The organism is Bacillus sp. Brlt_9 (assembly GCF_051948935.1).
In the GTDB taxonomy this organism is placed as follows: Bacteria; Bacillota; Bacilli; order Bacillales; family Bacillaceae_G; genus Bacillus_A.
This window is the reverse complement of the sequence record NZ_JAYJLO010000003.1, coordinates 715,694-734,770: the sequence shown is the minus strand read 5'-3', so window position 1 is coordinate 734,770 and position 19,077 is coordinate 715,694. Positions and strand designations below refer to the sequence as shown.

At 30.2% G+C, this 19,077-nt stretch carries 29 protein-coding genes; 16 read left to right on the top strand and 13 right to left on the bottom strand.

Annotated elements, in window-relative coordinates; translation table 11 throughout:
- Positions 1-1,383, top strand: a complete 1,383-nt coding sequence (gene radA, locus VF726_RS16445; RefSeq protein WP_440170148.1) for a DNA repair protein RadA — start codon at positions 1-3, stop codon at positions 1,381-1,383.
- 72 nt (positions 1,384-1,455) lie between these two features.
- On the opposite strand, the gene VF726_RS16440 is transcribed toward radA, so the two are convergent.
- From VF726_RS16440 to VF726_RS16430, 3 genes are all read right to left on the bottom strand, one after another.
- Positions 1,456-1,803 (bottom strand): hypothetical protein, encoded by a 348-nt coding sequence (locus tag VF726_RS16440; protein ID WP_088362802.1) that lies wholly within the window; start codon positions 1,801-1,803, stop codon positions 1,456-1,458.
- A gap of 108 nt (positions 1,804-1,911) precedes the next feature.
- Positions 1,912-2,199, bottom strand: a complete 288-nt coding sequence (locus tag VF726_RS16435) for a hypothetical protein (protein WP_440170145.1) — start codon at positions 2,197-2,199, stop codon at positions 1,912-1,914.
- A 121-nt stretch (positions 2,200-2,320) separates the two neighbouring features.
- Positions 2,321-2,671 carry a PilZ domain-containing protein gene (locus VF726_RS16430; RefSeq protein ID WP_440170142.1) on the bottom strand — a complete coding sequence of 117 codons (351 nt, stop codon included), beginning with the start codon at positions 2,669-2,671 and terminating at the stop codon, positions 2,321-2,323.
- Between the two features lie 125 nt (positions 2,672-2,796).
- On the opposite strand from VF726_RS16430, the gene VF726_RS16425 reads away from it, so the two are divergent.
- Together VF726_RS16425 and VF726_RS16420 are read left to right on the top strand one after the other, a co-directional pair.
- A complete protein-coding gene (locus VF726_RS16425; RefSeq protein WP_440170139.1) occupies positions 2,797-3,333 on the top strand; it encodes a hypothetical protein in 537 nt (178 codons plus the stop codon).
- A gap of 36 nt (positions 3,334-3,369) precedes the next feature.
- Complete coding sequence (locus VF726_RS16420; RefSeq protein WP_440170136.1) at positions 3,370-3,972, top strand: hypothetical protein; 603 nt, start codon at positions 3,370-3,372, stop codon at positions 3,970-3,972.
- An 89-nt stretch (positions 3,973-4,061) separates the two neighbouring features.
- Here VF726_RS16420 and VF726_RS16415 read toward each other — a convergent pair whose 3' ends face one another.
- Together VF726_RS16415 and VF726_RS16410 are read right to left on the bottom strand one after the other, a co-directional pair.
- A complete protein-coding gene (locus VF726_RS16415; RefSeq protein ID WP_440170133.1) occupies positions 4,062-4,283 on the bottom strand; it encodes a hypothetical protein in 222 nt (73 codons plus the stop codon).
- A 110-nt stretch (positions 4,284-4,393) separates the two neighbouring features.
- On the bottom strand, positions 4,394-4,714 hold the full coding sequence (locus VF726_RS16410) for a hypothetical protein (protein ID WP_440170131.1): 321 nt from the start codon (positions 4,712-4,714) through the stop codon (positions 4,394-4,396).
- Positions 4,715-4,832: 118 nt separating this feature from the next.
- Between VF726_RS16410 and VF726_RS16405 the strand changes: the two genes are divergently transcribed.
- Complete coding sequence (locus tag VF726_RS16405; protein ID WP_440170129.1) at positions 4,833-5,093, top strand: hypothetical protein; 261 nt, start codon at positions 4,833-4,835, stop codon at positions 5,091-5,093.
- Between the two features lie 101 nt (positions 5,094-5,194).
- On the opposite strand, the gene alr is transcribed toward VF726_RS16405, so the two are convergent.
- Together alr and VF726_RS16395 are read right to left on the bottom strand one after the other, a co-directional pair.
- Positions 5,195-6,343 carry an alanine racemase gene (gene alr, locus VF726_RS16400; RefSeq protein WP_440170126.1) on the bottom strand — a complete coding sequence of 383 codons (1,149 nt, stop codon included), beginning with the start codon at positions 6,341-6,343 and terminating at the stop codon, positions 5,195-5,197.
- Positions 6,336-7,124, bottom strand: a complete 789-nt coding sequence (locus tag VF726_RS16395) for a hypothetical protein (protein ID WP_440170124.1) — start codon at positions 7,122-7,124, stop codon at positions 6,336-6,338. Before VF726_RS16395 ends, alr begins: the two co-directional genes overlap by 8 nt.
- A gap of 381 nt (positions 7,125-7,505) precedes the next feature.
- On the opposite strand from VF726_RS16395, the gene bacA reads away from it, so the two are divergent.
- On the top strand, positions 7,506-8,300 hold the full coding sequence (gene bacA, locus VF726_RS16390) for an undecaprenyl-diphosphate phosphatase (RefSeq protein ID WP_440170121.1): 795 nt from the start codon (positions 7,506-7,508) through the stop codon (positions 8,298-8,300).
- Between the two features lie 100 nt (positions 8,301-8,400).
- Here bacA and VF726_RS16385 read toward each other — a convergent pair whose 3' ends face one another.
- Together VF726_RS16385 and VF726_RS16380 are read right to left on the bottom strand one after the other, a co-directional pair.
- Entirely contained in the window at positions 8,401-8,586 is a 186-nt protein-coding gene (locus VF726_RS16385) for a hypothetical protein (RefSeq protein ID WP_440170119.1), read from the bottom strand.
- A 118-nt stretch (positions 8,587-8,704) separates the two neighbouring features.
- The gene (locus VF726_RS16380) at positions 8,705-8,992 is read right to left on the bottom strand and encodes a hypothetical protein (protein WP_440170117.1); all 288 of its coding nucleotides are present in this window, start codon (positions 8,990-8,992) and stop codon (positions 8,705-8,707) included.
- Positions 8,993-9,158: 166 nt separating this feature from the next.
- Between VF726_RS16380 and VF726_RS16375 the strand changes: the two genes are divergently transcribed.
- The gene (locus VF726_RS16375; RefSeq protein WP_440170114.1) at positions 9,159-9,515 is read left to right on the top strand and encodes a toprim domain-containing protein; all 357 of its coding nucleotides are present in this window, start codon (positions 9,159-9,161) and stop codon (positions 9,513-9,515) included.
- An 8-nt stretch (positions 9,516-9,523) separates the two neighbouring features.
- On the opposite strand, the gene VF726_RS16370 is transcribed toward VF726_RS16375, so the two are convergent.
- A complete protein-coding gene (locus VF726_RS16370) occupies positions 9,524-10,261 on the bottom strand; it encodes a GDSL-type esterase/lipase family protein (RefSeq protein ID WP_440170112.1) in 738 nt (245 codons plus the stop codon).
- Between the two features lie 225 nt (positions 10,262-10,486).
- Between VF726_RS16370 and VF726_RS16365 the strand changes: the two genes are divergently transcribed.
- From VF726_RS16365 to VF726_RS16340, 6 genes are all read left to right on the top strand, one after another.
- Positions 10,487-10,870 (top strand): hypothetical protein, encoded by a 384-nt coding sequence (locus VF726_RS16365; RefSeq protein ID WP_440170109.1) that lies wholly within the window; start codon positions 10,487-10,489, stop codon positions 10,868-10,870.
- A 63-nt stretch (positions 10,871-10,933) separates the two neighbouring features.
- Entirely contained in the window at positions 10,934-11,890 is a 957-nt protein-coding gene (locus VF726_RS16360; RefSeq protein ID WP_440170106.1) for a tetratricopeptide repeat protein, read from the top strand.
- 36 nt (positions 11,891-11,926) lie between these two features.
- Positions 11,927-12,373, top strand: a complete 447-nt coding sequence (locus VF726_RS16355) for a hypothetical protein (protein ID WP_440170104.1) — start codon at positions 11,927-11,929, stop codon at positions 12,371-12,373.
- A 101-nt stretch (positions 12,374-12,474) separates the two neighbouring features.
- Positions 12,475-13,236 carry a hypothetical protein gene (locus tag VF726_RS16350; protein ID WP_440170102.1) on the top strand — a complete coding sequence of 254 codons (762 nt, stop codon included), beginning with the start codon at positions 12,475-12,477 and terminating at the stop codon, positions 13,234-13,236.
- A gap of 26 nt (positions 13,237-13,262) precedes the next feature.
- Positions 13,263-13,667 (top strand): hypothetical protein, encoded by a 405-nt coding sequence (locus tag VF726_RS16345; RefSeq protein ID WP_440170099.1) that lies wholly within the window; start codon positions 13,263-13,265, stop codon positions 13,665-13,667.
- Positions 13,668-13,780: 113 nt separating this feature from the next.
- The gene (locus VF726_RS16340; protein WP_088362783.1) at positions 13,781-13,987 is read left to right on the top strand and encodes a hypothetical protein; all 207 of its coding nucleotides are present in this window, start codon (positions 13,781-13,783) and stop codon (positions 13,985-13,987) included.
- A 9-nt stretch (positions 13,988-13,996) separates the two neighbouring features.
- On the opposite strand, the gene VF726_RS16335 is transcribed toward VF726_RS16340, so the two are convergent.
- Positions 13,997-14,389, bottom strand: coding sequence for a hypothetical protein (locus tag VF726_RS16335; protein WP_440170096.1), 393 nt, complete (start codon positions 14,387-14,389; stop codon positions 13,997-13,999).
- 194 nt (positions 14,390-14,583) lie between these two features.
- On the opposite strand from VF726_RS16335, the gene VF726_RS16330 reads away from it, so the two are divergent.
- Positions 14,584-15,147 (top strand): hypothetical protein, encoded by a 564-nt coding sequence (locus VF726_RS16330; RefSeq protein WP_440170094.1) that lies wholly within the window; start codon positions 14,584-14,586, stop codon positions 15,145-15,147.
- Positions 15,148-15,187: 40 nt separating this feature from the next.
- Here VF726_RS16330 and VF726_RS16325 read toward each other — a convergent pair whose 3' ends face one another.
- The gene (locus tag VF726_RS16325) at positions 15,188-16,831 is read right to left on the bottom strand and encodes a putative polysaccharide biosynthesis protein (RefSeq protein ID WP_440170091.1); all 1,644 of its coding nucleotides are present in this window, start codon (positions 16,829-16,831) and stop codon (positions 15,188-15,190) included.
- Positions 16,832-16,931: 100 nt separating this feature from the next.
- On the opposite strand from VF726_RS16325, the gene VF726_RS16320 reads away from it, so the two are divergent.
- The gene (locus VF726_RS16320) at positions 16,932-17,237 is read left to right on the top strand and encodes a hypothetical protein (RefSeq protein WP_440170089.1); all 306 of its coding nucleotides are present in this window, start codon (positions 16,932-16,934) and stop codon (positions 17,235-17,237) included.
- A 9-nt stretch (positions 17,238-17,246) separates the two neighbouring features.
- Here VF726_RS16320 and VF726_RS16315 read toward each other — a convergent pair whose 3' ends face one another.
- On the bottom strand, positions 17,247-17,819 hold the full coding sequence (locus VF726_RS16315; RefSeq protein ID WP_440170087.1) for a hypothetical protein: 573 nt from the start codon (positions 17,817-17,819) through the stop codon (positions 17,247-17,249).
- A gap of 32 nt (positions 17,820-17,851) precedes the next feature.
- On the opposite strand from VF726_RS16315, the gene VF726_RS16310 reads away from it, so the two are divergent.
- Both VF726_RS16310 and VF726_RS16305 read left to right on the top strand, forming a co-directional pair.
- A complete protein-coding gene (locus tag VF726_RS16310) occupies positions 17,852-18,307 on the top strand; it encodes a hypothetical protein (RefSeq protein ID WP_440170084.1) in 456 nt (151 codons plus the stop codon).
- An 83-nt stretch (positions 18,308-18,390) separates the two neighbouring features.
- Positions 18,391-19,074 (top strand): hypothetical protein, encoded by a 684-nt coding sequence (locus tag VF726_RS16305; RefSeq protein ID WP_440170082.1) that lies wholly within the window; start codon positions 18,391-18,393, stop codon positions 19,072-19,074.
- The last annotated feature ends 3 nt before the right edge of the window (positions 19,075-19,077 follow it).

Sequence of the window (19,077 nt, the reverse complement as noted above, 5' to 3'; positions counted from 1 at the left end):
ATGAAAAAGAAAACAAAGTTTGTTTGTAAAGCTTGTGGTAACGAAACATATAAATTCGGCGGCAAGTGTTTCTCGTGTGGTGAATTTAATTCGCTAGAAGAAGAATCATATTTTATCGGTCCTGAAAAACAAACCAAATCTTCTAAAACAATAAAAAAAACTAACAAAAAAGCTGTTAGTTTAAATGAAGTTGAAGAAGGTGTTATAGAAAAAGGATTCTCAAGTAATATATCGGAGCTTGATAGAGTATTAGGAGGTTATATTGTTGAAGGTTCATTAGTATTAATAGGTGGGTCTCCCGGAAACGGTAAATCAACACTTCTTTCAAAAGCATCAGATAACGTAGCCTCTTCTCATAAAGTCTTATATGCATCAGGTGAAGAATCTGTACATCAAATAAAAAAACGAATGACCCGTCTTAATATAAAATCCAAAGAGAACTTAAAATTATTATATTCACGCGATATAGATGAAATCGAAGAAGCTGCATTAGAAATTAAACCCAAACTAATGATACTAGATTCAATAAACGCTATAGGCGACTCAAATATATCAGGTGATCCTGGTGACATTGCTCAAATAAAACATTGTATTAATAGGTTACTAACTTTGGCTAAAGAAAATGGAATTACCATCTTTATTATCTCGCAAGTTACAAAAGATAATGAAATTGCAGGTCCTAAAAAGTTAGAACACTTTGTTGACACCACATTATTTTTAGAAGGAGAAAAATACAGTGATCTTAGATTACTTAGAGTTCTTAAGAACCGTTTTGGCTCTAATCAAGAAATAGGTGTATTTCGAATGGTAGATGAAGGTTTAATAGAAGTTCCAAACCCTTCAGAATACTTATTAGAAAACAGGCCTAAAAATGCAAGCGGATCAGGAGTAATATGTATTAGTGACAGTAGGCCACTTTTAATAGAGGTACAAGCCCTTGTTTCTCCTCCAGTTTTCCAGAATGCCTTTCCAAGTAGAACTTCTGAAGGATTCCCCCATAACCGTCTCAAAATACTAACAGCAGTTCTAGAAAGAAAATGTGGTGCTAGAGAATTATCTGCAAAAGATATTTATATAAATGTTGTAGGTGGAATAGCTGTAAAAGAACCCGGAGCAGATTTAGGTATAGCTATGACTATTTATTCTTCTAACGCAAACAAAATTATTGATCAGGATATTGTTTTAATTGGTGAAGTCGGTTTAGCTGGTGAGGTGCGTCCTGTGAGTAAAATCGAACAACTTGTAAAGGAAGCGGAACGTGTAGGATTTACTAAAGCAATAATTCCTAGAGGTAGTCTTTCTCAGTTAAGCAATCATTCATTAAAAATTAATTTAACTCCGGTAAGTGATTTAAACGAATGCATTAAACTATTATTTAAATGAACTTTAACTTGTAAAAAAGAACTTATCATAAGTGATGAGTTCTTTTATTTTATAAAGCCATTATTTTGTACATTACATTCCTACAACTAGATTGTTATAGTATACAGCAGCTTGCTGTCTTGTTTCTGCAATATATTCTTTATCCATATCGTTATAATCCCAATTGATACCACGAAATAGCTCTTTAAATAATCTACCTTTTTTTACGATACCTTTTGCCTCGAAAAATAATTCTAACTGTTTGTCTTGATCATCAAGTTGTTTTGAAACGTCTAGTAAAGCCTTAGCATATTCTTTAGAAATACCTTCTGGCCACTTCTTATAATCATTTTGGTTTGACTTCCACATTAATCGAAAATCTTCTACATCTACTTCTAAAGATAACCAAGTTCCTTTTTCTTCAAATCTCAATTGTTCCATTTCGAACACTCCTTTAGTAAGTTTTTTGTTTATGTTTTTTATGTTTTTTATGTTTTTTATGTTTTTTATGTTTTATTTTTATGTATTTTTCTATATTGTTGTTTTGATTTACAAACTTCTAACAGATTCTATTAAGTGCTTAATCACTTCTTCTTTATCTGTTAAGACATCATTTGTCGCTATTTTATTTTTGTAATCAATTTCATAATCATTATCTCTTCTATCTTTTTCATTAAACTTAATTACTGCAATATTGTATTTTGGACCAGCTCCTTCAATTTGCTCTATTACGGATAATCCGTAATTATTTTCAAAGCGGAATACAAATTGTCTACCAAAGTGATTTTTCTCTTGGATGACCAGACTATTCTTGTAAATTTTTTTTACAATCTCCAATCTTCTCATCCTTTCAATACTATCTATGGATATTTATAGTTTAAATTTCTGTTTTTTGTTAAAAAAAACAAAAAAACAAAAATGAAAACATAAAAAAACAGATACATTTTTTGTATCTGTTTTAATCTTCCATATTAGTACCCAATCTCTTTCTAGCATCTAATTGTAATAACTTTTGAAACAATAGCTTCCTATCAGCTTCGGTAAACTCAACAAAATGAGTGGCATAAAAAGTGCGTCCTGATTCTAAACTTTTCTTACGGATTAATTCGATTTTCCTACTAAATTTAACGTCATTAATTTCAAATTCAACAACCCCGATTTTAAAGTTTATTTCATAGTAAGTTTCAAAACTAACACCTGTAGCACTAAGGTCTATCACCTTACCAATAGCTTTACCGCCTGAATAAACAATCGTAATATCCTCTTCACCAAATAAACTAAGTCTATAGAATTCACGTCGATTTTCCATTTTATCCCCCCTCCGCTTTAATTTTAGCATTATATACTTTTTTATCTTTTTTACTAAATCTTTCACTAGTTTTTTCTTGTTTTTTTCCCTTGCCTAATTAGTATGTTTCCAGGGAGGTGTTCTCTTTGGTATCAAAAATACATTCACCTAAAGAGCTCGTGTATCTCGACTTTAATCGTGGAGAATTTAAGTTTTTTAATGTAGAAATAATAAGTTTAGGATACAACGATATACAAGTTATGTTTCAATCAGGTAAATTAGGCACAAAGGGAAAAATATCTGTTCATAGATTTAATACTGGTGAACAGCCTTTTAAAAATGCTATGAAATTCGCTTACAATAAAATTTTCGAAAAAGAACTACAAGGTTTTTTGAGTGTGGAAAAAGTAGAAAATGGCATACGTTATGCAGCTAAAAAAGAATCTAATAAAAACAAACAAAACAATAATAACAGCAATAATACTAATAAGAAGTGCGGCTGCGCAATATGTAAACAACCCATTCATTTTAAATTATATGAGAAGATTAACTCTTGGGGACGCGGAGAAGGAAATTGGGATTTCAGTTCTAACAGCCTTCTGTATCAGAAGGTTGCTTGTTTAGATTGTCAGATTGAGTTAGGTATTTTCCAAAAGAGGATAGATCAGAATACAAAATTTTGATTCGTATTTTTTTGTTATCAGGGAGGTGTTATTTCTTTGTTCAAAAAATTAAGCTTTAGCAACCAGATTGCAGTTTACAGATTCATCTCATTATTCATTTTACTTTTAATATCTTTTATTTCTTACTTTATCTATTCCCATTACTTCAATAAACCCGAGCCGAAAAATGTTTCTTTACCTGCAAGTGTTTCTAATAGAGAAATCCCAAAAGCACCTGTTCAAGTTTACACATTAAATGAATCCCCATTTAGAAATTCAGATTTCGCTAAATATATTCATATTAGTAAAGATGGTTTATATAAATTAAACAAGCCCTCAATAATACTTACTAGTACAAAACAATTAACCGGTGAATATAAGGAAATTTTATCAAATCTAGCAACAAGTAAGCACTCAATCATTTTTTACGATAAAGTGATAGAACCCGAACAAGTTGTTTTATTTTTCGACAGTTTAATTCCTGTTGTTCCATTAGAAGCAACAATTCCATTATCATATCAAGCATATGGAATAACTACACTCGGCGACAGGCAGATACCTGTATTCGTAAAATCTAATGCAGAAGGAGAATTAAACAAAGATGCATTTGAACAACTGTTTTTAAAGATTTATAACACTAACATAAAAAAGGCATACTAGAACTTCACTAGTTGCCCTTTTTATTATGTAAATAAAATATAATTGATTTATGTTTGGTTGTAATTATGTTTGGTTTGTCTTTAACTAAGTTAACGATATGTTTTTCCGTTCATTAAATATATTTCTTCTTTATCCATTTTTTCATCAAATACTTTTTTGCTAGTAATCCATTTTTCATTTTCTTCTTTTACACGTCTAACCTTATATACATATCTTTCTGTTTCTCTTTCCCACGTAACCGGATGCTTTTGTCCAAAAAATATCACAAAACCTTTGGGTTCTTCTACTTCAACTAGTTGTCTCAGTCCCATAGTATGCGCCCCCATTTAGCCTTTCTTTACGAGAGATATCATATCATATATTATATTTTTTATTCAATATTTTTTTTATAAATTACCATAAAAATATAAAAAAGAATTTATTAATGTCTCCTCCAAATAGCATTATTTAACTTTTTGGACCATTCCATATCCTCTTTATCCTTTGGTACTACATCGGTTTCTTTAAAAATATCTATTGCATCTCTAGGATTTCCGATCACTGTTTTTAAATCTCCATACTCTTTAATTATTTTTATTTCACTTTCTTTAAACATTAAGGAGCCAAAAGGAGTTCTAGCAAACTTGATAATACCGTATCTCTCCAAGTCTTTCGCCCATTCACTTACTTTTTCTGAAGTACAATTTATTTTTATAGCTACATCTTTAGGTTTTAAGTTCGATTTTTCTTCAAAATAAAACAAGCCCCTCCTCCTCTCCAAACTTTTACAACAAATAATAATTTATGTATAACAAGAATTCGTAAAAAAACTACACTTTGTAAGAAAAATAATTATATTTCTTTAGGCGGAGGTGATAAATATGGACGTTTTAAATACAACGAAGAAATTACTTTTTAGTTTTTCATTTTTAACACTTGCCTCACCTTTCTTCTCTACTAGTGTTGTTTCCAACGCTGCCGATTGTTCTTATAAAGGTGTAGCGATATATCAAGTTACAGCAACGGCCAAAAACTATCAACCAAAATGCGTTACTTTAGATAATGGCTCAACTGATTTATATACGCTTAAATACGACTTTACTGTGACCGGTGTATCTAATGCTGCTGACGGATATAAGTAAAAAAAGCTATAATTTACATTAATATTTTTACAAGGTACATAAAAAGGTTGAACCTATTTACGGTTCAACCTTTTTACTGCTTCCATAACAAAAATTAAATTCTATTTATATACCCTCTGTATTCTTTCCGACAGCAAACAGACTATTTCATAATTAATTGTATCCGACCATTCTCCAGCCATTTCTAGGGTGATTTCTTCCCCTTTTTGTTTACCGTAGATTACCACTTCATCCCAAACATTATCTTTTTCTTCTAATAACACCATCGCTTGATCCATACATATACGACCAACCAGTTTTCGTTTTTCACCATTAATTAAGACATACGATTCCTTTGTATATCTTCGTAACAAACCATCAGCATATCCTATAGGTATAATTCCAATTTTTTCGTTCTTTTGAGCACTGTATGTTGCTCCATAACCAACACAATCCCCTTCCATTAAAGTTTGCACAGCAACAATCCGTGTTACTAACTTTAATATAGGTTTAGGAAAAACACTTAATTTATCTTTCAACAATGGATCAGGCAATATCCCATAGCTTGAAGCGCCCACACGAATCATATCAAATAAATTAGCATTATTTCTACTCAATGCATAAGCACTATTCGCGATATGTATAATAAGACCTCGTTTATCAATCTTATCGATTAAATTTAAGAATGTTCTTTCCTGTTTCTCAATTAATAAATGATCTGGTATATCAGCCGTAGCAAAATGAGTAAATATACCTTTTATCACTACTCCACTTTCCAAATCTATTTCATTAACCACTTTTAGTAATTCAGTTTCATCTTTAAACCCAAGACGATTCATTCCAGAATTAATTTTTAAATGCACACACAGGTTTTCTTTAATTTTATATTTCCTTACTACTTGCTTCCAACTTAACCACTGGTCATAAGAATAAATCGGAATATGTATTCCTTTCGACACCACATATGGCAATTGATTAGGATTAACAAAACCTAAAACTAATATTGGCTTTTCGACGCCGGCGACACGAACTTGCATAGCTTCTTCTAATACAGCTACTCCAAAAAAGTCTACCAAGTCTTCTCCTGCTTTAGCTATTGAAGAAATTCCGTGACCATAAGCGTTCGCTTTAATCACAGCCATTACTTTCGTTTTCACATTACTTTGTATCATTTTTATATTCTCTCGATATTGTTGTAAATCAATTTTCAGTTGTGTCGGACGACCAACTTCCAGCTCTAAATCTTCTGTAAAGTCACTTACATTATTCATTAAATACACCTAACTCCATATTTTCTTCCATCACATTCATTGCACTTTCAAAGGTATCTTCAAAAATATCCATCTCAATCTGTTTCTTGTAATTGGTAACAAGAATACGTATACCATTTATATATTGATAAGCCTCTATTTCTCTTCCACCAAACCATTCACTTTCATAAACCAATTTAACCTTTTCAGGATTGTCTGATATATCTTCAATCACTTCATTCTTATCTGAAACGACAATTCCACTTTCTGATACAAAAACATTATTTTCGTCCCAACTTTCTACTTTCATCCACAATATTCGTCCGTTAGGTGCTGAAACTTCATACCAGTATGTCTCAGGTCGAGGGAATTCTAAACGTTTATCCATATCTTTTTCTACCCATTCCATTCGATAGACTTTTTTTATTGTAATCTCTTCTGCTCCCATTGTCACTTCCTGACCTATCTCAAACGGCTGTTCTTTAAAATCAACACTTGAATTAAAGACGTTCGACTTTTCTCCGGCCCATTTTTTTAAAACTTCTTCTTTTAAAGGAATGTTCCAATTTTCTGCTTCGTCTTTCTGATCTACATTGATAAATCCAACAAATGCTTCCTCTTTTATTAGAACGAATACACTATCTTCTTGACCGCACATTTCGCATTTATATTCAAATTCCTTAGTAACCTCCGCTTTATCTCCAGGCATCACTAAATGCTCATTTCCATCATTTATTTCGTGCATCACCTTTTGATTTTTATTACATTTACGACATTCATAATCTCCATATAAAACTGTCATCTTACTTCCTCCCGTTTCCAACAAGACTTATTAATCTATTTTCTGTTCCTATTTTATTCTCACCATACAGAGTTTTTAAACATCAAATAAATATTATTTTTTTGACTTAAACAATTCTTTTCCCATAAATTCGTTTTCAATATGGAAATGATTCAAATTTCTAACTTTATTTCTGATTTATCCAGTTTATTTGTCATTTTTCCACTAAAAATACACCTTTTCTAGAACTATTTATATTTGTATACAAATTCTCTTAAATCAATTTTAGAAAATAGCTAATGGTGAATATTAAATGAGGAATGAAAAAAACAAACTTATTACAAGGAGATTATGTAATTTAATGAAAACAAAATTGGATTAAAAATAAAGGTTGTGAATTATTTGAGTGAGTATATTATTGCGTTAATTATGGGGATTATTGAAGGGATAACAGAATTCCTACCTGTATCTTCAAGCGGGCATTTAATCCTAGCCGGACATTTAATGAATTTTACAGGCGAAAAAGCTAAGACTTTTGAAGTTGTCATACAGTTAGGTTCAATACTAGCAATAGCCGTATTATTTAGAAAGAAATTAATTTCTCTAATTAATGTTAAATCTATTAAAACGAACGAAAAACAATTAAATATTATTCATATTATCTTAGGAATCATTCCAGCAGGTTTAATTGGTCTTTTACTACACGGATTTATTAAAGAATACTTATTTTCTCCGAAAACTGTTGTAGTAGGATTGATACTTGGGGCACTTCTTATGATTTTTGCAGAAAAAAAGAAAAAAACAATTACTGCAAACAACATTGATGAATTAACTTATAAGCAAGCTTTATATATAGGCCTATTTCAATGTTTAGCAGTTTATCCAGGATTCTCACGTTCAGGATCAACTATTTCCGGCGGTCTTCTAGTAGGTGCAAGTTATACAGCAGCAGCTGAATTTTCATTTATTATCGCACTACCAATGATGATCGCAGCGTCTGGGTTAGATTTATTAAAAAGCTATCAATATTTAACAACAGATGACATAGCTATTTTTGCTATTGGTTTCATTACCGCATTTGTAGTAGCAATGTTCGCGGTTTCTACTTTCTTAAAACTCCTTGAAAATGTTAAATTAACTCCGTTTGCAATATATCGTATTTTATTAGCAATCGTGTTTGCTATTATCATCTTCTAATGAATATTGAGCGAAATTTACTATTGTAATTTAAAATAAGGGTTATAAAAAAACAGAGGGAATCTATCCCTCTGTTTTTTTGTTCAATAATTGTATATTATTAAACTTCAGCGAGATCTTCGCCACAAATATACTCGCCACATCTAGGGCAATCAAACCTACCCCCCTCAAGACCTTCAGGTAAAGGGTCACTGCCAAAAGTTAAAATATATACTCTATTATGTTCATTCCATTCTTCTTCTGTTGGACACTCATTACAATGATAGCATTCGTATCTTTTTTCCATTTATATCTCCTAAGTTATTAATCATACAGAAATGTAGTATAACTAATAATATGTTTTATACTCCACTAAAGTTCTATTTTGTCTTATTGGACAAACCAGCTTCAAGAGTTGAAATTACTTACATAAATTCAATTAAAGAAACAGCAGAACCCTTTTGACTTTGATTGTCTAATATACCACCATAATTTATTGCAACTTCATAACCATTTTCCATTTTTACTGTTGCGAATCTTGGTCCCACAAACATAATTTTCCCTTTAGCGTCTTTTATATCAACATAATCTTTTATGTACACATATTTATGTGCCTCAAAAAGTTTCTTTATTTCTCTGTAAACCGACTTTGTAAGTACATCCTTCTCACTAATAATTTCACTAATAGACTTTTTTGTAATGACTGTTGACAAAAAGATCACCTCTTATTTTTATATATTTTTATTGTAGTTTACATCGCATTAGAGGTGTAAAAAAAATAAAACGTTTTTTATTTTTTGTTTTTTTGATTCTACTGAATGAAGGTATTTAACATATAGCAAATAAAACAAAATATATAATTCAATTAGGAGGTATATTATGCTTGGATTTATTGTAGAAGGAAGAAACGATGTGAAGAAATTAAAGATGGTTTTAAAAGAAAAAACATATTTCGTTGTTCTAAACGGTATTAATTATAAGCAAGAACAAATTACTGATATTGAATTCGCTTTAAACACCTGTGAAAAAGTATACATATTAACAGACCCAGATGACGCTGGTGATAAAATTGCTAAGGTTATTTCTTCTTCTTTCCCTTCCCTAGAGAGAATTATCATAGATCCTGATGAAGCCAAAGTTTTAAAAAAAAGAGGATATAAATATGGAGTTGAATATTGCAGCAACAAATATTTAATAGATACATTTTTAAAAAACAAAATTAACATCGCAAATTAAAAAGTCCTTTAAGGACTTTTTAAAGTAAGTCGATTATAAATTAGATTTGCTAATTCCACATATCCTAAATCATTAGGATGTACTTCATCCGACCAAATATCATCAGCCTTAGATAACGAAAAGGTATCTACAAAAATATGATTAGAACGCGACAATACACCATTCCACATCCGAACTAATATATCTGCAACTCTATAAAATTCGCTATCCTCTTTAATAGGATTATATAGGGTATTAAATACTATTAGAGCATCTGGATTAAGTTCACTTAACTTATTAAAGATTAACGATAAATTAGTTTTAAAATGGCTTCTAACCGTAAAGAAATCTTTAATAACCTTTATTTCCCCACCTTGTTTATATAACTCTAATAAATCATTACCTCCTATATTTACTATAATTAGATCCGACTCTTTTAAATTGCCATCAAAACTACCTTCATTAATTTTTTCTAGCAATTGTTTTGAAGTTAATCCATCAATACCAAAATTTTTAATCCAAATGTTTTCTTGTGATGTTCTACTAATCATTTCTGCAAGACTATGCCCAAACCCACCTATTTTAGATCCGTAACCCCTTGCTACAGAATCTCCCAATATAGTAATCCCCTTTATTTTCGTGTTTTTTTCTTTAATTTTTTTATCGCTTCTCTTTCTTGCATTTATGCGCTGTGCGTGATAGAAAGAGTAAACTGTTAGACCTGTTATAAGTGTAGTTAACAGTGTAGCTGACTTTTTGTTAATCATATTCGTTAATTCACTCTCCTCTCAATAAATATTAAAGTGAACTTTCTCTAATATACTGATATAAGACCTTTTATAAAAGAATTTCAGATTTTTTATCTAATAAATCTATGGATCAATATAATATCCTTCGTTAGTAAATCAATATACACCCCATTCATCTCTATAATTAGACAGTAGCATTTGTTATTTTCTATAACTGTTTTGTTTTAATAGGAGGTATGTATTATGGAAGCGGAACGCTTTATTAAAAGTTTTAAAGAGTTATGTGAGTTCACGGCAGAACACACATACAAAGATGAACAGATAGAACTAGGAGATTGGAGAGCTATAAAACAAAATCTAGGGAGCGGAGAAATCCAAGGGATCGCATATAGAAAAGTTACTGAAATTAATATTATATATTGTGATTACAATGACTCTGAAATAGATATGTTTATTACTATGAAAAAGCAATATGAGCCTTTATTAGATAATGCACTAGAAAAATACTGCAATACATTTAATATCCCATATCCTCCTGATGCAAATATTAGTTTCACAGTAAAATTTAAGACGATAAGAGAGTTTGAGGTATTTATATATCAATATCTTCTTCCATTAGCACCCTAACTAATAATTCTTGAGTAATATAACCAAAAGACTTTCATTTTTTTACAATATGAGGTGAGCAAAATGTTAAAAAAATCAATACTTACTATACTTTCAAGTTCAATCGTACTTACTGCCCTTGTTGGATGCTCTGATGAAAAAGACGAGTATAGAAAAGGGATTACATTATATGAAAAAGGTGATTACAAAAGTTTAATCAAAGCTAGAGAATTCTTCAACGATTATTCACAAAAACATAAAGATGATAATGATGTAGATACTTGGTTCGAAAAAATCGATACTGCTTTAGTGGAAAAAGCAAAAGAATTAACAAATGAAGCTTTTGATAAAAAAGATTTCGATAAAGCAATGGAATATATTAAAATTGCAAAAGCAGCTGCTCCGGATGATAAATCTGTTAAAGAAGCATACGCTACAGTCAACAAATCATATAAAGAGCAAAAAAAATATGACGAATATGCTAGATATCTAGAAAGTATTTATATAGATTCTAAAGCACTGGTCGATAAATGGGATTCTTCTATACGCGCCGTTGAAACTGGAAAGGCTCCTTTAGCATCTTTAAAAACAACTGCAAATACTTTGTTCCCTGAGGTTTCTAAGATTAGAGAGAAAATTAACCAACAAACTTTTAAAACTAAACAAAAAGAATTCTTAGAAATTAATAGTACAATCTTTGATTATATGGTGAGTGCAGAAAGTAATATTTCTAGTGTAATCTCAGCAAGCGCAGAATCAGACATTGCACAATTTAAAAATATTGCTAGAAATCTATCACCAGACGCACATAATAAACTATTCTTACAGGTTCAAAACGATATGGGTGGATACGTGAGTCAAAAGAATACGGAAGACAAAAAGGTTAGGGATATTAAAAATACATTAGATTTCATAAAAGCTATGGATAATAAAATAAAAGAACAACAAAAACAACAAATGGCTAGTCAACAACCTGTTCAACCTACACCTCAGCAACCAGCAAATCAACAGCCTGTTAATAAACCTAACGTTCAAAAATAGTCTTTCTCATAGATTTCTATAACTAGGAGATTAACAATGAAAAAAACATTAATAGTTTTTATAACAAGTTGCTGTCTATTACTCTCTGCTTGCTCTTTTGACACTGAAAAAGCAAAGAATCTTGTTAGAACTGAAATTGAAGCCTATTACGAAAATTTACTTTTAGAAAATATTGACGGAACTATGAAACAAATAGATAGAGATAGCGAACAGTACTACAGTTTATATAATGAACTTAGAGATACTTTTCAAAACTATAATCACTCCTACAAAGTTAATGAAATTTCGTTTAACACAATTACGAAGGATAGAATTTCAGTTACAGCATCTATTACTATTTCCGGTGTAGACAACAACGACAAATATGAAAGCTTTAACACAATACAAGAATTTGTTTTTGTAGCAACCGGAAAAGATGTATGGAAAATAAAATCGTTAGAAACTAAAATTGATTTCACCACAAAAAATAAGTTTAGAAATTAAGCTGCCTAATTAATTAAGTTAGGGAGCTTTTTTCTTTACTCATTTCCTTTACTTTTAATAACCAAATACATATAAGACTTCTGAATAAAGGAGGGGTTTAAATGAAGAAACTCTTTTTATCTTTGTTTTTATTTGTAGGAATTTACTCGATCCAAGATACAATCAAGGCAGAAGAAAATCCCACTTATTACAACAAAGAATTAAAATACAACATTTCTTTTTCAAATGATTGGACTATTTTTTCGGAGGAAATGAAAAGAAATCTATCACCAGAAGAACGTAAAAGCTCACCCGCAATCTTTATAAAACGTGACGGTTCTTCACAAATGTATATTAGACATTTAAAACCTGATAACAAAAAATATCAGATACATCAAAAAATCATTAATTATGTGAAAACAACTCCTGAAAAAAGGCAGAATATCACTAGAGAGTTGAATCCTGTTTCTACTGAGTTAGGTAGAAAAATAGAATCATATAAAATAAATCCATCTAATGGATCCATAGAACTTAAATTAAAACAAACCTCATCTCAATTTGGAGAAATTAATACAACTGTTTTTTGGAGAAATATAAATGGTACCTTAATTGAATTTGAATTTTATCATTTCGATAATAAAGAATCACTTACTACTGAAGCCGAAATAATCAAAAACTCTTTTACTTCCTCACAAAAAAATATAAATTCAAACATAAACGAAGGGACAATGAAGAGTTTAAAAGGTAAAACAGTTTCTAGTCTAGAGAACACTAGTTTATTTAGTGATTTCATAAATTATCTATCAATCCCATATGTTTGGATTTCCTTATTAACTATCTTTAGTCTACTCTTGATTTTATATATTTTTTATCGTCTAATCTAATAAAACAAACTGGTGGTGTTTATTCTATGCCCGTTATTAGTAATGAACTTTCCCTATTTATAGATGAATGCTTTAAAGAATCATTAAAATCCCAGAAAGAACAGGTCTCATTAGCTGGAGAACCCGTTAAAACTAAATTTAATAAGGTAAAAATAAATAACAATACAATTCATTTAGAGTGTGAAATTATAGGTTACACTGGAGAAAAATATGATTCTTATCATTTAAAATTTTCTTCAGTAATCTATCCATATTATTATTTAGAAGTTTTACGTTTAGCTTTAATTAGTTATTGGTCCGGTAATTTGATTTCTAAAAAAGATAAAAAAAGACTTCTGTTCGTTTTGGAATATGGTGAAAGTAACAAGCATTATTTAAATCGTTCTCTAAAATACCTATTTTATACAAAGAAATGTTTTAGACTGATCTAAAAAAGGGGTTAACCCTTTTTTTTATGCCAAAAATACTTTTGTCCCTCCCTCCCCTTTCCATTTGACCATTCTATTACTTATAATTTCTATACACAATTGAGAGGGGAATCACAATGAATATTTCCGTAGTATATGAAGAAAAAGTAGTAAAAGAACTTATAAAAATTGACCGTTTATTACAATTCCGCTTGCAATTAATTTTAAATAAAGAATTAAAAGAAGAAACTGAAGCATATATTTCTATTTTTAAAAATGAAATAATGAATGACGTTTTCCGATTACAAAAATATATGATGTTATTAAAAGAAAAACAAAACTGAAAATTTATTTCAGTTTTGTTTTTTTTCTGGCGCAAAACACCTAAATAATATCACGGTTTGTTCATAAATGTTCAACACTTCTATAATAAGTAAACGAAACCATACAGGCATATTAAGTATTTCTCCATTTTTTGATTGATATACCGGTTTTTTTGTTGTTCCATTTAACTGAGTATATTTCCATTTTACATTCTCTAAAGGGGACCGAATAGGAATTAGTATCTCCGCAACAGCCTGATTAGAGTTTTCTTGATAATAAAAGGTATAAGTATTATAGATTACTTCCTCGTCCACAGTTGATTCAGAACACCCTTCTGGGGTTATTTTTTTGAAACTTGTTTTCTTATGAAAATACTGAGATTTTTCAAGAAAGTAGAAGCGATCTTCAAAAAAGTAGTCCATAATTATCTCCCCCTCTTTATCCCTTGGTTATACTTAGAACTATATAAAATGCAAGTTCAACTTCAAAAGTACAAACTAAGACTCTGTAAATAATCCAAAAATGTTCTTATCTATTTTCCCCTTCATCTATTTTCTTCTTAATTTTGACCTAATATAATGAATCTACTATTACAGAGAGAAGTAGGTGCGATTTTATGAAACAAATCCAAGATTTCGAATTTAATAATACAAAATTTGAAATTTACTTAACTGAAGAAACAATAAAAAAGTCTATTGAAATAGGACTTCATCAAGGAATCTTTTTAGGAGCAACAACTCGCTTAATATCCCGAATAAGAAAAAAAGAAAATACCTACTATTATGCAGAACAAAACGTTCTATTCCGAATAAGAGCTGAAGAGCCGAATAAGATTATTTATCTCGATATAAAAAGATTAAACGTATTTGAACGCAGAGCTGTCAATCCCGCTAAGGATGCAATTAATGATATTTCAAGACCAAGCTTTCTAAAATCATACGAGGATGGCCGTAAAGTATTTTTAAATGAACAATTGCCTTTAAAGATGCGTAATCTAGGAATACCTCCACATTTAATTTCCTTTAAAAACACTCAAGTTCCTTACGGAAAACATTCAATGTATGAAAATGGTGCAATTATCGATTTCTATTATCAAGAAGATAAATTTTATATTACTGACATTATTAAACCAGACTACGTAAACTTTGGTTTAGCGCTTGTAAACAATACAATGAAATAAATGAAGCATCGGATAATCTTCCGATGCTTCATTTATTTCTTTATTTTACTTTAATTTTTTTTAATAAGTTATCTACTTTTACTTTAGGAATGACTTCAAACAAAGTCTCGTTTCTGTACGAAAGACTTAAATATATCATTCCCGCGATACATAAACCTATAATTAATAGACTTGCTTGAGCTATATATGAATCATAATAAAATGACGCGAAACCTAACGGAAGTAAAGCTAATGCTATAACAATAGTTTGTTTAATAATACTTAATACCGCATTAATATTTTCAGACCACTTATATTTCCCGATTTTTTGAATGAAATACATCTGAATTGCTATTGCAATTGCAAATCCAACATAAGTAGAAATCGCCGTTCCCTCTCCATTAAGTACAAGAATTAAAGGATAGTTTGTTACAATTTTAACAACAATACCGGCAATTAAGCTATAAACAACCCATTTTTGTTGATCCATCCCTTGTAAAATTGCAGAAGTAACTGAAAACATTGAGTAAAAGAATGCACTCGCTGCATACCACGCCATAAGTTGTCCACCATCATTTATGTGAGTCGTTCCATATACAGCTGTAAAAATCGGACGGGCTAAAATTAACATACCAGCAACTGAAGGTAGGACAAAGTACATTAATACTTTCAAGGCTTGGTTTATATGTTCCCTAACCTCATCTGTTCTATTTCCCTGATATGATTTAGTTATGTATGCAACCAACGAAACACTAAAAGCGGTAGCTAATGCGACAGGAATTACTACAATTTTTTGTATTAATGATACAAGCGCATTAATAGTTTCTGCTTCACCCAAATGATACCCTTTGGTCATTAATACATTATTGATCATAAAAGTATCTATACTTTGAAATAGCGGAATTGAAAGGCCTACAAAAACAAAAGGTATCGCATATATCACTAATTCTTTATACAAACTAAGATAAGAAACTTCTCCTTTTACACCTTTCAATTTGTAATCCCGCTTCATTAAATACCAGAAAACAATCAACAATGCTACAAGGGCAGAAATAAATGCTGAAAATGTGGCTAAACCTACAGCTTGAACCGCAGTCCCATTAAAAACATTTACAATTAAATATGTTCCTAGCAAAATAATTACGATACGAACAATTTGTTCTATTATCTGAGAAATTGCAGTAGGACCCATTGATTGATAACCTTGAATGAATCCTCTTGTCATTGCTAGAAGAGGTACAATAATTAAAGCATAACTTATCATTCGAATTACATAAGAAACATCTTCTAAGGAGTTCCCTGTTTTATCATTTGGATCAATCAACCAAGAAGCGACAACATCAGCCCCTAAGTAAAGAGCAAGAAAAGATAAAGCCCCCATTATAGTTACAATTACTGTCCCTGAATGCAACAAGGCTTTAATGACGTGAAAATCACCTTTTTCTCTGTATTTAGATACGAATTTCGACACCGCGTTTGGTATCCCTAAAGTAGCCACTGATAATAAAATTATATATGGCTTATAGGCGTACTCGAATAATATGTATTTTTGTTCACCCACCATCGCTACAAATGGAATTACATAAATAAAACCAAATATTTTAACGATAAATGCTGCTGCGGTGAGCATATACGTTCCTCTCAGAAACGAATTTTTCACATCATCATCCCTTTCAAACACTTTATTTAAGAATTTCGTATTCATTTTATTTTTTTCGTTATGATAAATTCAACAGAACAAATAATTAAAGGAAAATAATATTTAGCTTCTAAAGTTTTAATAGTTTTAGGAGGTGTAATTTAATATGAGAGTTTTACTAGCGCAAAGAGAATATGTCTACTATTATTTAGAACATATGTATTGCAATTTACGAATTGTAGAAATAGATGGTCCTGTAGAGGATTTTATCCGGTTAGCTAAACAATTAGATTTCGAAGTGTTAGCATCAGGAGAAATAGAGCCTCCTTCCCCTAGCAGCAGAGTATTATCAATCAGGGAGTTCGCTGATTTGTTCTTTGAAATAAGAAAACGAAACCAAGTTGTTGATGAAGAACGCGAGCAATTAGATGAATACTGTTCGATATTGGAAGAATATTTATCAAAAAAATAAGAAGAGTGATTACTCACTCTTCTTATTTTTTATTCCTTTTGAATATTGAATTATAAATTTAACCATATTTAATCCAATGTAAAAAACAAGATGTCCACTCATTTTAGGATATAGATAGAAACCCACTAATCCGAAAATTAATGAAAAGAACCATCTTTTTCTTGAAATCCAAAAAAACATTACTAGTATGTTCACTATAATTCCTAACCAAAATATAGGTTCGCTATTAAAGAAAAAGATTAAGAAATAAATAAAGAGCACAGACGACAACACAGAAAGAAAATGTAATGATAGTAACCTCATCGGCTTTCCCTCTTGCTCTTTAACTACATCTTTCATTTTTTCACGAATTTCTTCCTTTTTATTCTCATCTTCCATTTTAGCAAATAAGCCTAACATTCTAAGTCTGAAAATACCAATTGGTTCTATATTACTCTCTTTTTCATATTCGCTTAAATGCGAATCCATTTGCTCTTTTATCTTGATATCCTTCTCTTTTAATGGTTTTATCCATTTTGCAAACATACTCGAAACAAAAATTTGAATAACGAAAGCTACAATAGCCATTGCATAAGCTAACAATTAACCACCTCCATATAGAAAGGGGCACACATATGAAACCAAAATTATTACTGTTGTCTAATAGTATGTTTTTTCACTATACTTTTTGTTCCTTCTTTAAATCAGATTTTACTGTTGAACCTTTAATGTTAAGGTATATTACTTTCGATCTTAAAAATAAAAGCCAACATTTTTATACACAATTAAAGGAACAGAAAAGAAAAAAACTCTATAAAAGTGGCCTTTTACGAGATCCACAAAGAATTGTCCTTACAAAGAAAACTATTAACTATATATATGAGGAATGTTTAAAAAGCAATCCTATAGAAATTGCAGTAGAGGTATATGATGGTTCAAAGGACGAGTTACTACTTTTAAAGCAACTCAATAAATTAGGAATCCCAATTACGGTCTATAGTTCTATGCCACAGCAAGAAATCCAAAATAAGTTAATCTCTCACCAAAACATCAAAATTAAAAATACAACTGTTTTAAAAGAGTTAATATAAAAAGAGTTTTTTGCTTGAAAATACTCTATTAGTCCATATATTTTATATAGATAATTCGAATTCACTTAAAAGAGGTGATCAACGTGCGTAAGTTATTTGTTTTATTAGCTGCTTCTTCTCTTCTTCTACAGTCGAGTTATACTGTTCTAGCAGCAGAAAATATAGAAAAGAAAGAAACAAAATCATTAACAACTAAGTTTAAATATGAATCCCTAATTTTAGAAAAGGAAAAGTATGACGGACATTATATCATTAGATATTTTAAGTATAAAGATACTAATAAACCCTACATCGATTTTATTAAAGTTCCTGACTCAATTTCAAATAAGGTTAAAAATAATAAATCAAACCCATTAGCAGAAGCAACTGCCTATTTAGCTGCTTCTTACGATAAGCTAAATAATTTACAGGGACAAGAACAATTATTAATTCAATTCATTAAATCGACTCCAGGTTCTAAAATTAGCGTATCCGATGAATATGGTCCAACAATCGCAGATAATTTAAGCCTCGCATTAGATTACATAAACAATGAAAAAGCTATTAAGTTAACTAACGTAGAAAAAAAAGAATTATCTGGGCAAATTCAAGACAAGGAATTCACAAAGTATGTACCACACACAGATAAAGAGAAATTGTATGTAGACGTGCAGAAATTAATCGACAAATTAGAAATTCATTGGTATGAAAACCCTGTTTATTATGTTTTGATTCTAATTATTGTTATTTCTGCGGGCGGTGTATACTTCTATTCTAAAAGGAGGTGATTG